We start from the raw sequence: 15,357 nt of genomic DNA on the forward strand, positions 1-15,357 counted from the left end.
CTTTAGCGCTGATCCGGGATGCGGATCGCAATGACCGTGCCCACGCCTTCGCGCGAGCGGATGCGCATGCGGCCATGATGCAGTGCCGTCAGCGATCTTGAAATGGCGAGCCCGAGTCCGGAGCCGCCTTTGCTCTTCGCATATTGGCTCTGCACCTGTTCGAAGGGCTGGCCGATCTTGCTGAGCGCCGATTTCGGAATGCCGATGCCCGTATCGGCGATCACAAGCATCACCGCATTCTCGACCCTGCGGGTGCGAACCGCGATGCGGCCGCCGTCATTGGTGAACTTCACGGCGTTGGAAAGCAGGTTCAGCACGATCTGCTTCATCGCCCGCCGGTCGGCATTGAGCTTGATGTCGGCGGAAATGGTCTGCTCGACGAGAATGTTCTTCTGAGCGGCCGGAATGCGGGTGAAGCGCAGGCATTCCTCGATGAGCGGCGCAAGATTGATCCGCTCACAGGAAAGCTTCATATGCCCTGCTTCGATCTTCGACATGTCGAGAATGTCGTTGATGACATTCAGCAGATGCTTGCCGCTGTCGTGAATGTCCTTGGCATATTCGTTGTAGCGGGCGGAGCCAAGCGGGCCGAACATCTGGTCCTGCAGGATCTCCGAAAAGCCGAGAATGGCGTTGAGCGGCGTACGTAGCTCGTGCGACATGTTGGCGAGGAATTCCGATTTTGCCTTGTTGGCGGCTTCGGCGCGCTCCTTCTCCGCAAGGTAGTTGGTGTTGGCGGTCGAAAGCTCCGCCTTCTGCTTCTCCAGGATCTGCCGCGATGCGGAGAGATCGTTGATGGTCGCCATCAGCCGGCGTTCGGACTCGCGAAGACGCTCCTGATTGCGCTTCAGCTGCGTGATGTCGGTGCCGACGGAAACGAGGCCGCCGTCACGGGTGCGGCGCTCGTTGATCTGCAGCCAGCGCTCGTCGGCGAGCTGCACTTCCGTCGTCTGCGAATGGTTGGAACGGCCGGGGTCGACGATACGGCGCTCGATGACCGGACGGGCTGCCGCCGCATTGACGACGGCGCGCTCGGTGCCGGGCACGAGCACATTGTCCGGCAGGCCGTAAGCCTGCTGGTAGTGAGCATTGCACATGACAAGGCGGTCGTTCTTGTCCCACAGCACGAAAGCCTCGGAGGTGCATTCGATGGCATCGGCCAGTCTCTGATCGGCCTCGGCATAGCGTTGTGCCAATCGGTGCTGCTCGCTCACGTCCATGGCAATGCCGATCATGTGCACGCGGCCGGAGTTGGCGCGGATGACCTGGGCGCGGGCCCGCATCCACACATAGTGCCCCTTGGCATGGCGGATGCGCAGGATCTGGTCGACCTGGCCGGCATTGCCGCGGGTGACGGTGCGGGCAAGCATATGCAGGCTGTTATCATCCGGGTGCATCAGCCGCGCCGCATCGGTAAAGGCGAGCGGCTTGTCGGCAGCCGGCAGCCCGAGCATGTCGTACATCGAGCGCGACCAGAAGAACTTGCGGCTGGTGAAGTCGAAATCCCAGAGGCCGCAGCGGCCGCGCGACAGCGCGGTTTCGACCCGCAGATTGGATTCGAGGAAGATTTCGTCCGCATCCCGGGCCCGTCTCACCTGGGTATAATAGGCATATAGAATGACGAGCAAAATGGAGGAGATGCCGGCAAAGAGCGTGACGTTGAGCGTCAGTTCGTCACGCCAGAGCTTGTCGATCTGATCCATCGATGCGGCCGAGAGAATGAAATCGCCCTTGTCGCCGATGAGGGAAATCGCCGCGTAATAGGGCTCGCCGCCGATCATGGTCTCGATCACGCCGGCATGATCGCCGAAACTGCGGATGGCAGACACTTCGGGAAAGAAGTCGGAGACCAGCATGCCGATATAGCCCGATCCGGCTGCGGATGAGCCGAACACCCGGCCGCTCGACTGCACGAGCAGCACGAAGGCGCCGGTGTCCAATCGATCCTGCGGAAGGTAGGAGGCCAGTTTCCGTTCCGCGTTACCCCGGTCGCCGGCCTGGAACAGGGTGGCATCGTTCGAGAACGCGGCGGATGCGGCGGCGATCGAGAGCGAGGTCGTGCGGCGCGCCGAAGCCGCCATCCGGCTATGTTCCGTCATCATGCCGAAGAAATGCGAGGCGGCAACGACCATCAGGAAGGAAACGATGAGGACCGGAATGATGCGCTTGAGAATATGTTCCGTCTGCGGAAAACGACTGGAAATCGTCTCAACCCGCACTCCGGTTCGATCGGTAACGCCGCTATGCCAGGATTTCAGACCGTCGAAATTAACACGCAGCCGTCCATCGGCCGCGGTTGCCCGCCGCACGTCCACCATCGCTTTAGCCTTGTCCCTCGTGTGATTCGCTGCGCCGCTCGCCCGAATCTGCCTTAATGAATCACTCGCGATTCGGCTTGTCCAGAGGGTGAGGTAAAACTTTCTTAACCATCTGCGATTTCAGCATATTTAACACACGCACTGGTAAGTTGTGCGTGCTCTGGACTCGTTGAAGCTGAAAAGACCGATGCAAATCAGCTTCCAAAATCAGTGGCGTGAACGCCTGAAATCATTCCTTGAGGATGCGATCCACGATGTCGCGCACATCGGTCGAAAGATTGTTCGAGCGTTCGATCCGCATCAGTGCCTCGCGGGCACGGTCGGCGCGCACCGGTTCCAGCAGGCGCCAGGAGCGCATCGAGGTCAGGATGCGGGCGGCAAGCTGCGGATTGCGCTGATCGATCTCCAGGATCTCGTCGGCCAGGAAATTGTATCCGGCGCCGTCGGCCCGGCCGAAACCTGTCGGATTTGCGAAGGCGAACGTGCCGACAAGCGCGCGTACGCGGTTCGGATTGGCGCGCTTGAACAGCGGCGTCTCCATGAGCAGCCGGATGCGCTCCAGCGCGCCAGCGCCGGGAATAGCGGCCTGAATGGCGAGCCACTTGTCGATGACGAGCGCGTTGTCGGCGAAGCGGTCGCGGAAATGCGCAAGTGCTGCCGCTGTCTCAGCCGAATCCGGGAAGTGGTGCGCCAGTATGGTCAACGCGGCGCTGAGATCGGTCATGTTGTTCGCAGCATCGTAGGCGGCTTTCGCTCTCGCCGGTGTCCCGTCCAGCTGCGACAGATAGCTCAATGCCGCGTTGCGCAATGCTCGACGGCCGGCGCTTGCAGCGTCCGGGGTGAAGGGGCCTGAAGTCTGCATGCCGTCATACAGGGCTGCGAAGACATCCTTTCCGGCCTCAGCAACCCGCTTGATGATCGTCTGCCGCGCGGCGCGAATGGCATCGGGATCGTTGTTGCCACCAAGCTCGCGGGCGATATCGGCCTCGCTTGGCAGGGCGAGCGCCTGGGCGCGGAAGGCCGGCTCCAGGCTCTCATCGGCGGCAGCTGCGAGTAGCGCGTCGGTAAAGGCCGGATCACAGCTGATATCGAAGCCTTGTCGCGCGTCGCGCGCCGCCTGCAAGAGGTTGGGCAGGCCGAGGTCTATGAGCGCCTGCCAGCGGGCAAAATGATCGGTCTCATAGCGCGCGATCAATGCGAGATCGCGGGCGCTCTGGCTGAACTGCAGATTGATCGGCGTCGAGAAGCTTCGATTGAGCGAGAGAACCGGCCGCGAGGGGATGCCGTGGAACGTCACCGTCTGCGTCTGCTCCGTCACATGCAGCACGTCGTCGGTAAGCTCCGCCCCGGTAACGGAGGCAGGCGCGATCACGGCGCCGTCTTCGGCAAGCAAGCCCATGCGCAGCGGAATATGCATCGGTTTCTTGGCGATCTGCCCCGGCGTTGCCGGCACCATCTGCTCAAGCGACAGGCTAAATGTCTTGGCGTCGGCATCGTAGGCGCCGGAAGCCGTCACGAGCGGCGTGCCGGCCTGATGATACCAAAGCGAAAACTGCGTGAGATCGCGGCCGCTGACATCTTCGAAGCATTTGACGAAATCTTCGATCGTCACGGCTTGTCCGTCATGCCGATCGAAATAGAGGTCCATGCCCTTCTTGAACAGATCGCGGCCGAGTAGCGTCGCGATCATACGCGTGACTTCGCTGCCCTTCTCGTAGACAGTCGTCGTATAGAAGTTGTTGATTTCACGGTATGTCGTCGGGCGAACCGGATGGGCGAGCGGACCGCCGTCCTCCGGAAACTGTTCCGATTTCAGGTGCCGGACCTCGGCGATGCGCTTGACGGGACGCGAGCGCTGGTCGGCGGAAAACTCGTGATCGCGATAGACCGTCAGGCCTTCCTTGAGGCAGAGCTGGAACCAATCGCGGCAGGTGATGCGATTGCCTGTCCAGTTGTGGAAATATTCGTGCGCGATAATGGCTTCGATATTGGCGTAGTCGGCATCGGTCGCAGTTTCGGGATCGGCCAGAACGTACTTGTCGTTGAAGACGTTGAGGCCCTTGTTCTCCATCGCCCCCATATTGAAGTCCGACACGGCGACGATCATGAAGATGTCGAGATCATATTCGCGGCCGAACCGCTCTTCATCCCATTTCATCGAGCGCTTCAGCGCATCCATGGCATAGGCGGCACGCGGCTCCTTGCCGTGCTCGACATAGATCTTCAGTGCGACCTCGCGGCCGGATAGGGTGGTGAACGTGTCTTCGACGACACCCAGATCGCCGGCGACGAGCGCGAAGAGATAGCTCGGCTTCGGATGCGGATCGAACCAGGCGGCAAAATGCTTGCCTTCGCCATAGCCGGCGCCACCGAGGAAATTGCCGTTCGACAGCAGCAGCGGGTTGGCATCCCTGTCGGCGATGATGTTGACCGTATAGGGCGCGAGAACGTCAGGCCGGTCAGGGAAATAGGTGATGCGTCGGAAGCCTTCGGCCTCGCATTGCGTGCAGTAGACGCCGCCGGTGCGATAGAGGCCCATCAGCTGCGTGTTGGCTTCGGGATTGATGACGGTCGTGATCGTCAGCTCGAAAGGCGCGCTTTCCGGCAGATCGCGAACCGTGAGGCTCTCGGGCGTGACGTCATATTGCGCAGTGGGCAGCTCGGCCTGGTCGAGCAGCAGCCCGGACAGCACCAGCTCGTCGCCATCGAGCACGAGCGGCGCCTTGGGGTCGATGCCTTCTCGGCGATGAAAGATAAGCCGCGCTTCCACCTTGGTCTCGGTGGGATGCAGGTCGAACGTGAGGTCCACGCGTTCCAGAACGAAGTCGGTGGGGCGATAATCTGCCAGATTGACGATCTGGCCGGTGTCTGTTCGCATGGTCTATCCTGATCAGGCTTATGCTATGGCGGGCACGGTCCGAAGCCCTCCTCCGGACTGAAAGTGGCGGCATCATTACATCGAAATCTGAACCAAAGTTAAAGTCATGTCGTGATATCGACATGTTTTGTTATGGCACAATAAGTATTCGCTTGGCGAGCCGTTCTCGTTTCAGGTTGAACGCAAATCCGGAATGATTATTCGACTGGAAAACGGCAAATCTCCGCCTGCATTTGCAGACTGAAAGTACAATTGCTACCATAACGTTCAGCCAGATGATCATGACTGCACTACCTTCGAATGCAGGCTGTTCGAGTAAGGAAACGATAAATTAGAGTAAATTATTTGTTTAACCTCTTGCGATAAAACGGCATCTGCATAACTATAGCATGCTATTAGATATCGGAATTATGATCGATTCCGCTGAATTCGTTCACAAAAATGAAACATCCTCTTTCTGTCGCTTTATTGCAAAGGGCACCCCAAGGAGGCCCGATTGAGTTTCCCCATCGAGCAGCTTGCTCGTCATCCCAAATTCGTAGCGTCCCTGCGATTTCTCTCCGAGGCGCTGCGTAACCGTTATGATAGCGGGCCAAGGGTTGCGCGCATGCTTGCCTCGCATCAGCGCTGGCTTCTGAGCCAGTCGGCCTATGCGCTTCATCTTGAACATGATCCCACGGTTCCAGGCACGGGGCTAACCGTTGTCGCGCTACGTGACCTGATCACGCATTACCGCGTCGCCAGCCGCAATACGGTCCTGAGTTTCATTGAGGAGTTGTTGACCTATCGCTTTCTGGAGCTGGCTCCAGGGCCGGCTCGCCGTCCGCGCCGTTATGTGCCGACCGAAACCACCTACTCGGCGATGTTTGGTTGGTATCTCGCCAATCTGGCAGCGCTCGATCTGCTTGATGACGGCGATCGTGCGGCCGCGCTGGCCGCCGCGCCGATGCTGCTGGATCTGGCGCAGCCACGCATGGCCCGCAATTGCCTGGCGACGGACCTTTGGCGCGAGCCGCCGGAAAGTGTCGCCTTGTTCCTTTGGACGGAATCCGGCGGGCTGGTCGTCGATCATATCATGTCGAAGCTGGATCTCAGTGGAGGCGTGGGCGATCGGATCGATATCGGTCGTATCGATGCGCGCGCTTTGGCGACGCATTTCATGATATCGCGAACCCATTTGCAGCGTCTGCTGCGCAAGTCCGCTGATCGCGGCGATATAGGCTGGCATGACGAGGTCAAGAAAACGCGTATGTGGATATCGCGCAATTTTCTGGATCAGTATTGCGGATGGCAGGCCGTCAAGCTGGCAGCGGTCGACGAGGCTTTCGCCTGGGCGCGATCCGTCTGAGGCGGGTCGCAATCCTGCGAATTGGCTTACCGCGCTCCAGATTACAGCTTTTTCGAAAGTCGCCATCGCAGGCGCGCCGTAGTGTTTGGGCGACCTGATTGGCCTCAGTTCAATTCACGCGGCTGTTTGTTTGGAGAGGGGCGGGCAGGGCTTGCCGGTTCGGCTCTCGCTGAGCCGATGATGGGCAGCGCAATTCTGCCCGTGAGATCTCAAAGGGGAATGCTGGCTGCTGCGATCCGTGCGTCGCTTGTGTCGCGGCAATCGCCCTTGCGAAAGTTGCGCGCACGCTCAAATTCTTCGGCGGCCCGTACCGCGGAGCCGATGTGTCCGACGGAATCGAACAGGGTGATGAATGAACGCAAACCCGAAGACATGATGTAATTCCTGATAATCAAACGTTACACTGGACTGCCGCGCTATTCGCGCCTGTCGGTCAGCAGGCGCGGAAATCGGCGAAAATGGCCGTCGGGCGGCTGATGCGTGCCGAGACGCCGGTGCCTCTCGCGGTCATCTGCTCGTTGGCAGCGATGCCGAGGTTGCGGTGTCCGCTTGTGGCGCGCACGGGTTCGAGCGCGCGGCGCAGGGTGTCAAACCCGCAATGTATAGGACGAAAACGTGCAGTCATGGCCTTGGTTCCTTTCGAAATTCCTCCCAAGACACCATATATATTGCGGTGCAGCATCGATTCCGCAATGCACAACAAAGGAACACTGCCATGCGTAAAACGCATGACTATTGTCATTTTTCGTTAGTACTCGTGAGAATCAGCCTAATATTTCGGCGGCGATATAATTCTTGAAGGCAAGAAGATCGCTCCAGGCCAGGCGCTTATTGATAGGCGCGGTCAGCAATTCCTGCGGGTGCAGGCTGGCTATGGCCGGCACGGTTCGGCCGAGAATGCTGATTTCGCGCCACTGTCCGCGCAATCCATGGATGGTTTCGCCACCACCGAAGAAGTGCCGGGCGGTGAAGTTGCCGAGCAGCAGCACCGCTTTCGGTTCGGCAAGCGCGATCTGCCGTTCTATGAACGGACGGCATATCTCGATTTCGGGCGGTGAAGGGGCGCGATTGCCCGGCGGCCGCCACGGAATGACATTGGTGAGCAGGATCGCATCGCGCTGCAGACCGATGGCGGTCAGCATCCTGTCGAGCAACTGTCCCGCGCGGCCGGCAAACGGCGCGCCCTCGCGGTCGTCGTCGGCGCTCGGCATCGGCCCGATCACCATGATCCGGCCTTCCGGCGTGCCGCTGGCAAAGATCGTCGAACGGGCGCTGTTCTTGAGATTGCAGCCATTGAAGGCTTCGATCGCAGTCTTCAGCTCGGCGAGCGAACGCGCACTTTCGGCCGCGAATCGGGCCTGTTCCACGACTTGCTCGTCCGGAATGGCGGGCGTGGCACGCGGCGGCGGTGCAGCGGGTGGAGCGGCTGGCTTTGCGGCCTGGCGACGCTCGGGCTGCACTCTCGTCGTGGAGACAGGTGCTTCAGGCCGTGGCTGCACAGCCCGCGCGCCCTGTCTTGCCGCACGCATCGCCTCGAATTCCGCAAAGCGATCCACCGGCTGATCTTCCAGCAGCCAATCGACGCCAGCATCCGCATGGAAATGCAGAAGAGCGGCAAGTTCGGCCGGTGTGAGGTCGCTGGCGGAAATCATGGACGAAGTCTAGCGAAAGCGGCGCGGGAACGAAAGGGCAGGGTGGCCTGCTATCTCAAGCCGTCCACTGGGCGATATCCTCGCGCTCGCCGATCAGCGCAAGGCCGTGGGCGATCGACAGCAGCTCGCCGCCCGTCTCGATCCGGTCCTGGCCGAATCGCTCCGTGAAGATGCGCCGCACCGCCGGCACGAAGGAGGTGCCGCCCGTCAGGAACACCTTGTCGATCGTATCAGCCGCTGTGTTCGTGGTCGTCAGCACATCATCGAGCGCGCCTTCGATGCGGGCGAGATCATCGGCGATCCAGCTTTCGAAATCGGCGCGGCGGACCTGCTTGCGACCAGCCTTGCCGAGCGGCGGGAAGTTGAATTCCGCCTCTTCCTGGCTCGAAAGTGCCATCTTGGTTGCCGACACGGCCTGATAGAGCGGATAGCCTTCGTCGTGCTCCACGAGTTCGATGAAGGTCTCCAGCTTCTCGGGCTCCAGGCTGCTGCGCACCAGGGTCTTCAGGTCGGCATATTCGCGCGAGGTCTTGAAGATCGACAGCTGGTTCCAGCGGCCGAAATTGGCGTAATAGGAGGTCGGCACTTCCAAGAGCTTGTCGAAGCTCTTGAAGAAGCTGCCCTTGCCGATTGCCGGCGAGACGATGTTGTCGATCATCCGGAAATCGAAATGGTCGCCGGCAATGCCGACGCCGGAGTGGCCGATCGGGGTCGCCGTCAGCTTGCCGCCATGGGTTTCGAAGCGGATCAGCGAATAGTCGGTCGTGCCGCCGCCGAAGTCCGCGACCAGCACGGTCGCGTCCTTCTTCAGATGCTGGGCGAAATAGAAGGCGGCCGCCACGGGTTCGTAGACATAATGGATTTCCGGAAAGCCGAATCTGGTGAGAGCGGCATTGTAGCGCTCCGTCGCAAGGGCCGGGTTCGGATTGGCGCCGGCAAAATGCACCGGTCGTCCGGTGACGATGCGCGAGACGTTTTCCGGCCAGCCTTCGCCGGCATAGGCCCGCAGGCGGCGCACGAAGATCTCCATCAGATCCTCGAAAGTATGACGCTTGGCGAAGACCAGCGTGCCCTGAAAGAGCGCGCTCGCCGCGAAGGTCTTGATCGACTGCAGGAAACGACAGTCGCCCGGATTGTCGATGAATTGCCGGATGGCCGCGTGCCCGGCCTCGACCTTGAGCGCGGTCGCGCCCAATCCCGGGTCCTTCATGAAGGAGAGCGCGGTGCGCATGCTGTCTGCCGTGCCGGCAGCACTGTTGAAGGCGACCGATTGTGTCGCGGGTCCGTCAGCCATCGCCAGGACCGTATTCGTCGTGCCGAAGTCGAAACCAAGCGCCCGAGCCATGCCCGCACTCCTTTTCGTCAAAATTGTCTGGATTGGGCCAAGCCCCTGTGAGGCGCCCCTGTGAGGCGCATGACGCGCCCTGTCGTAAAGAGGGCGCGTCATGACATGGCTGAGCGTCAAGTTCAAGACGGGAAGATGCTTTTATTTTCGCCTGTCGTGGCGTTCGTCGGCAGCGCTTCTGCGACCGGTTGCCTCGCAAACGAAACGGGCGCCCTTGGGCGCCCGTTGGGGTCATTCGGCGGCGATGGCCGCTGGTGGGTCCTTGTGATGCGGGTCGGTGTCCTTGCGCTTGCCGAGACGGCCGAGGAAGTCGCTCAGGCGGTTCATCTCAAGGAAGATGACCGGCGTGATGAACAAAGTCAGAAGCTGTGAGACCAGCAGACCGCCGACAACAGCGACGCCGAGCGGCTGACGCAGCTCAGAGCTCGCACCGCCGCCAACAGCGATCGGCAGAGCGCCGAGCAGGGCGCAGAAGGTCGTCATCATGATCGGGCGGAAACGACGCACGCAGGCTTCGTGGATCGCTTCCGCCGGCGATATGCCAGTACTCGAGCGCAGCGTTTCCAGCGCCACGTCGATCATCATGATCGCGTTTTTCTTGACGATACCGATCAGCATCAGCAAGCCGATGAGCGCGATGATCGACAGGTCGAAGCCTAAGAGCTTCAGGGCAAGCAGGGCGCCGAGAGCGGCAGCCGGCAGGCCGGAAAGAATGGTCAGCGGGTGGATGAAGCTTTCGTAGAGAACGCCGAGAACCATGTAGATCGTCAGCACCGCAGCGAGGATCAGGTAGGGTGTGCTGCCCTGCGACTGCTGGAAGATCTGCGCCGTACCGCCGTAGGACGTGAAGATGTCCGCCGGCATGTCAATGTCCTTCTTGATCTGTTCGATCTGTGCCGTGGCGTCGCCAAGCGCTTCGCCGGCCGGCAGGTTGAAGGATACCGTGGTCGAGACGAGCTGGCCGGTCTGGTTGATGGTCACCGGACCGGTGTTGCGCTCGATGTGCGCGAAGGCCGATAACGGAACCTGCTGGCCGCTCGAAGATGTCACATGGATGCGCGACAGTTTCTGGTCGTCCCAAGGCTGGTTCGCGTCATATTCGATGATCACGTCATAGCTGTCGCCGGTCGACTGGATCTGTGCGGCGGCGTAGTCGCTGAAGGCCTCTTCAAGCGTGGTGCGCAGCAGATTGTTGTTGATGCCGTAGGCGGCAGCCTTCTCCGTATCGACCACGATATTGGCCTGCAATGCGTTATATTGCGCGTCGGTGGTCACGTCGGTGAAACGTGGATCCTTGCGCATCTCTTGCAGCATCTTGTTGGCCCACTGGTTCGTCAGATCGGCGCTGAGTGCCTGGATGACGAGCTGATACTGGCTGGCCGTCTGGCGTCCGCCGAAACGAAGGCTTTGCTGTGGGTTGATGAAGACCTGAATGCCTGGGATCTTGGCCACGGCGGCACGCATTTCGCGCAAGGTCTGGTCGAGCGGCGGACGATCCTTCTTATCCTTCAGCTGAGCGTAGATTGTACCGTTGTTGAGTGTCTGGCGAGCGCTGGCGCCGACAACCGACATCACGTGCTCTACGGCAGGGTTCGCCTTGATCGCGTCAGCCGCCTGGTTCTGTAGATCACGCATCGCCGGATAAGAAATATCCTGGCGGGCGCGCGTCGAAATCTGCAGCCGACCGATATCTTCCTGCGGGAAGAAGCTGGCCGGCAGCGTCAAGAAGAGGTAGGCCGAGAGCGCGACCGAAGCAAGGAAGCTTCCAAGCACGATGTAGCGATGGCGAATACACCATTCCACGCCCTTGCCGTAATTGACCTCGGTCCAGTTGAAGCCCTTGTTGAAGAGGCGTACCGGCAGGGGAGGATGGCTGTGGGCGTTGGAGAGACGTGAGCCGAGCATCGGCGTGACAGTCAGCGAGACCACGGCGGACGAAACGATGGCGATGGCCACGACCATGCCGAATTCGTTGAAGATGCGGCCGACGACGCCACCCATCAGCAAGATAGGGATGAACACGGCGATCAGCGAAATAGACATGGAGATAATCGTATAGCTGACTTCGCCCGCGCCTTTGATGGCCGCCTGCAGCGCAGGCATGCCTTCTTCCATGTGTCGCAGGATGTTCTCCAGCATGACGATGGCGTCGTCCACCACGAGACCCACCGCGATCGTCAATCCGAGCAGTGAGATGTTATCGACGCTGTAGCCGAGCACATACATCATGCCGAAAGTTGATATCAGCGAAAGAGGCACGGCGAGGCCGGGAATAATCGTTGCCGTCACGTGGCCCGTGAACAGGTAAATGACGAGAACGACCAGGCCGATGGTCAGCAGCAAGGTAAACTTGACGTCCGAGATGGCCTCGCGGATCGGCTGGGCCGAGTCGTTCATAACGGTCATTTTAACGGAAGCCGGCATTTCGGCCTGCAGCTTCGGCAGTGTCTTGTTGACGGCATCGACGACGTCGACGGTATTGGCATCGGGCTGGCGTTGAATAGCCAGAATGATCGCCCGCTGGCCATCATACCAGCTGCCGATATTCTGGTTTTCCACGCTGTCCTGCACGTCTGCGACGTCGCCGAGGTGAATTGGCTTGCCGTTGGGATTGGCAATCACAAGTGTGCGAAACTCGTCGGCATTGACGCGCTGCGTATCCGCATTGATCGTCATGCTCTGCGCCGAGTCTTGCAACGTGCCGACCGGGACCTGGTTGTTGGCGTTGACCACGGCTGTGTTGACCGTGTCGATACCGATGCCGCGATCCAGAAGCTTGTTGGGATCGACGTCGATACGTACCGCGTAGGTCTGTGCCCCGTTTACGGTCACTTCGGCGACACCAGGCAACGTCGAGATCGATGGAGAGATGATGTTCTCGGCGATATCGTCGAGCTTGCTGCGCTGCAAGGTGTCGCTTTGTACGGCGATCAGCATGACAGGCGCGTCGGCCGGATTGGTCTTCCTGTAGCTTGGCGGGGTGGTCAGGTTGTTGGGAAGTTTTCTTTGCGCGGTCGAAATCGCCGCCTGCACGTCACCGGCGGCGGCGTCGATGTTGCGGTCGAGATTGAACTGCAGCACGATGCTGGTATTACCAAGCGAGTTTGTCGAAGAAATTTCGCTGATGCCGGGGATCGTCTCGAACTGCTTTATCAGCGGCGTGGCGACTGACGTCGCCATTGTCTGTGGTGAGGCGCCCGTCAGCTGGGCCGAGACGTTGATCGTCGGGAAATCCACCTGCGGCACAGCCGCGACGGGGATGAGCTGATAGCCGGCGAGACCGGCAAGCACCACGCCGATCGCAAGAAGCGTGGTCGCGACCGGACGCTGAATACAGAAGGTCGGGATCATTGTTGCGCTCCAACTGCGATGGTTTCGGTCTTTCCATCATCGGCCGAAGCGACCTTCTCGTTTGGATTGTCGCTGAACTGTTCCTTGACTTCGGTGCCGTTGTTCAGTTGCGACTGGCCTTCGACAACGACATGATCGCCGACCGAAAGGCCCGTGGCAACGGCCGTGCGACCGCCATTGGCGCGAGCAATCGTCACCGGCGTGATCTTGACCTTGTTGTCCTTCACCACAAAGGCGATGTAGCCATCAGGCCCCGGGCTGACGGCAACGGTCGGCACGACGATAAGCTGCTCGTTGTCGGCAAAGTGAACCATGACATTCGTGGAGCGTCCCGGCCACAAGGCGCCGTTGGCATTCTCGAAGGTTGCCTTCACGGCGATCGTTCCGGAAGCCTGGTCGACTGTGTTGTCATAGAAGGTGATCGTTCCGGTGCGAGGCTTGCCCTGTGCGGAACGAGGAACGGTTGTGACCTGGACAGGACCCGCGGCCAACTGCTCCTGCAGTTCGCGCAGGTTGTTTTCCTGCAAGGTGAACTTGATGTATGCCGGATTATATTTGGCAATCGTGACAATTGACGTGCCGGCGCTGACATAAGCGCCCAGGCTCAATTGAACATCGCCAAGCCGGCCATCATAGGGTGCCCGTATGTCGGTGTTTCCGAGCAGAACCTGATCGGAGGCAAGCTGTGCCTGGTCCGCGCTGAGTGTGGCGATAGCGGCGTCGCGGGTCGCGCGTGCTTCATCGGCAGTCGCCTGGGTGCCGGCGCTGCTCGTGAGCAGGCTGTTGGCGCGGGTCAGCGCGGTCTCCGCTTGGGCGAGATTTGCCTGGTCTTTGGTAAGGTTTGCCTGGTCCTTGTTGACTGCAGCCTGTGCCGTACGCGGATCGAGCTTTGCGATCAGGTCGCCGGCTTTGACCGTCGCGCCATCTTTCACCGCAATCTGCGTGATCAGCCCGGCTTCCTGCGCGGCGATCGTCGTTGAATCGATCGGCACGACCCAGCCGGTCGCGGGGACATCCATGGGAAGCGCAGTTTTGACGGCGGCAACCGTCTTTACGGCGATTGGGCCTGCCTGACGCTTGTTGCCGGCCTGCGCCGCCTTGCCAGCGTCTTTGGTTTCTGCAGAGGCTTGATCGACAAATGTGGAAAGGAAAGGAATACGGTCGCGATAGCCCCATACGGCGAGGGCTACGACGACAATAAGGCCGAGGGGAAGCCAGAATTTTTTCATATTTAAAGAACCGGTCGGGGCTTGTTGCAGGAAGCGCGGTGACGTTGAAGTGTATCTATTGCGTCGCACAACAAAGACGAGCTTCGCCGCAATCCATCACATCGCCGTTACCGCTAACGTTCGGTAATTCTGTCCCTTTAACGCGAATTCATGAACGCTGATGCTGCGCAATCTACCACAGTTCGGCACGACGAAAAATTAAAGCTTGGAAAGCTTTCGAATTGTTCCTGTTTGTGCGGTGCAACAAACAGTCAAATGACTATTTTTTGATTGCGGTTATGTAATAATCGGGCGGCAAAACAGCCTTGGGCGGTAATTATAGTGTAAAGACATGCTGTAGCGTGCATGGGGCGCCGTCGTCGCTCACGCAATTGTGTTGTGGGGCCTACTTGCAGGAGGCCCACACTCTGTTCGCTGATGACGACCTCAAAGGGAGCGGGCAGCTCCCCCATCGCAGCGGACCATCGTTCCTGTTACGTAGCTTGCCGGCTCGCTGCAGAGAAAAGCGGCGGTTTCAGCGAATTCCTCGATGCGGCCGTAACGACCGGCGGGGATGCGCTGCTGACGCTCGGCGCTAACATCTTCCAGGCTCTTGCCACCGCGCTTGGCCGTGGCCGTATCGAGTTCGGCCAGCCGGTCGGTCGCGATGCTGCCCGGCAGCAGCATGTTCACGGTAATGCCATGCGCCGCCACTTCGCTGGCGAGCGTCTTGCTCCAGCCGGCAAGCGCCGGGCGCAGCGTGTTGGAAAGCGCGAGATTGGGGATGGGCTCGATGACGCCGGACGAGGCGACGGTGAGGATGCGCCCCCAGCCCTGCGCCTTCATATCAGGCAATAGGGCATTGGTGAGGCTGATGATCCGCGACACCATGGAGATGAAAAAGGTCTCCAGCCGGTCGGCGGTCATATCCTCCGTCGTTCCCGGCGTCGGGCCGCCGCTGTTGTTGACGAGAATATCGATGCCCCCGAGCTTCTCGGTGGCGGCCTTGATGACGACTTCGACGAAGTTCTCGTCATTGAGGTCGGCCCAGATCCAGTCCGCGTGACCCTTGCCCTCAGCATTGATGGCCTTGCAATTGCTGTCAAGCCGTTCGCCGCTGCGGCCGCAGAGGAGAACGTTCACGCCCTCGCGGGCAAGCGCCACGGCGATGCCATGTCCCAACCCCTTGGATGAGGCGAGCACCAGCGCGCGCTTTCCGCCGATACGAAGATCCATTTTGACCACCCTTCATGCTAT

Annotated in this window: 10 protein-coding genes; 1 reads left to right on the forward strand and 9 read right to left on the reverse strand. The window is 60.1% G+C overall.

The window, feature by feature from the left end; translation table 11 throughout:
• Positions 1–2: 2 nt before the first annotated feature.
• Entirely contained in the window at positions 3–2,318 is a 2,316-nt protein-coding gene (locus tag ACIQWP_RS13940; protein ID WP_402788025.1) for a PAS domain-containing sensor histidine kinase, read from the reverse strand.
• Positions 2,319–2,547: 229 nt separating this feature from the next.
• A complete protein-coding gene (gene pepN, locus ACIQWP_RS13945) occupies positions 2,548–5,196 on the reverse strand; it encodes an aminopeptidase N (RefSeq protein ID WP_402788028.1) in 2,649 nt (882 codons plus the stop codon).
• A 496-nt stretch (positions 5,197–5,692) separates the two neighbouring features.
• Here pepN and ACIQWP_RS13950 point away from each other — a divergent pair, with 496 nt between their 5' ends.
• On the forward strand, positions 5,693–6,544 hold the full coding sequence (locus ACIQWP_RS13950) for a hypothetical protein (protein ID WP_402788031.1): 852 nt from the start codon (positions 5,693–5,695) through the stop codon (positions 6,542–6,544).
• Positions 6,545–6,753: 209 nt separating this feature from the next.
• On the opposite strand, the gene ACIQWP_RS13955 is transcribed toward ACIQWP_RS13950, so the two are convergent.
• The 7 genes from ACIQWP_RS13955 to ACIQWP_RS13985 form a co-directional block, all read right to left on the reverse strand.
• A complete protein-coding gene (locus ACIQWP_RS13955; RefSeq protein WP_402788034.1) occupies positions 6,754–6,918 on the reverse strand; it encodes a hypothetical protein in 165 nt (54 codons plus the stop codon).
• A 59-nt stretch (positions 6,919–6,977) separates the two neighbouring features.
• A complete protein-coding gene (locus ACIQWP_RS13960; protein ID WP_402788723.1) occupies positions 6,978–7,169 on the reverse strand; it encodes a hypothetical protein in 192 nt (63 codons plus the stop codon).
• Between the two features lie 139 nt (positions 7,170–7,308).
• On the reverse strand, positions 7,309–8,196 hold the full coding sequence (locus tag ACIQWP_RS13965; RefSeq protein ID WP_402788037.1) for a uracil-DNA glycosylase family protein: 888 nt from the start codon (positions 8,194–8,196) through the stop codon (positions 7,309–7,311).
• 55 nt (positions 8,197–8,251) lie between these two features.
• Positions 8,252–9,541, reverse strand: coding sequence for an Hsp70 family protein (locus ACIQWP_RS13970; RefSeq protein ID WP_402788040.1), 1,290 nt, complete (start codon positions 9,539–9,541; stop codon positions 8,252–8,254).
• A 231-nt stretch (positions 9,542–9,772) separates the two neighbouring features.
• Positions 9,773–12,892, reverse strand: a complete 3,120-nt coding sequence (locus tag ACIQWP_RS13975) for an efflux RND transporter permease subunit (RefSeq protein ID WP_402788043.1) — start codon at positions 12,890–12,892, stop codon at positions 9,773–9,775.
• Positions 12,889–14,121 (reverse strand): efflux RND transporter periplasmic adaptor subunit, encoded by a 1,233-nt coding sequence (locus ACIQWP_RS13980; protein ID WP_402788046.1) that lies wholly within the window; start codon positions 14,119–14,121, stop codon positions 12,889–12,891. The genes ACIQWP_RS13975 and ACIQWP_RS13980 overlap by 4 nt, the downstream gene beginning before the upstream one ends.
• A gap of 426 nt (positions 14,122–14,547) precedes the next feature.
• A complete protein-coding gene (locus ACIQWP_RS13985; RefSeq protein WP_402788049.1) occupies positions 14,548–15,336 on the reverse strand; it encodes an SDR family oxidoreductase in 789 nt (262 codons plus the stop codon).
• Positions 15,337–15,357: the final 21 nt, after the last annotated feature.

The organism is Rhizobium sp. NPDC090279 (assembly GCF_044769665.1).
Classification (GTDB): domain Bacteria; phylum Pseudomonadota; class Alphaproteobacteria; order Rhizobiales; family Rhizobiaceae; genus Rhizobium.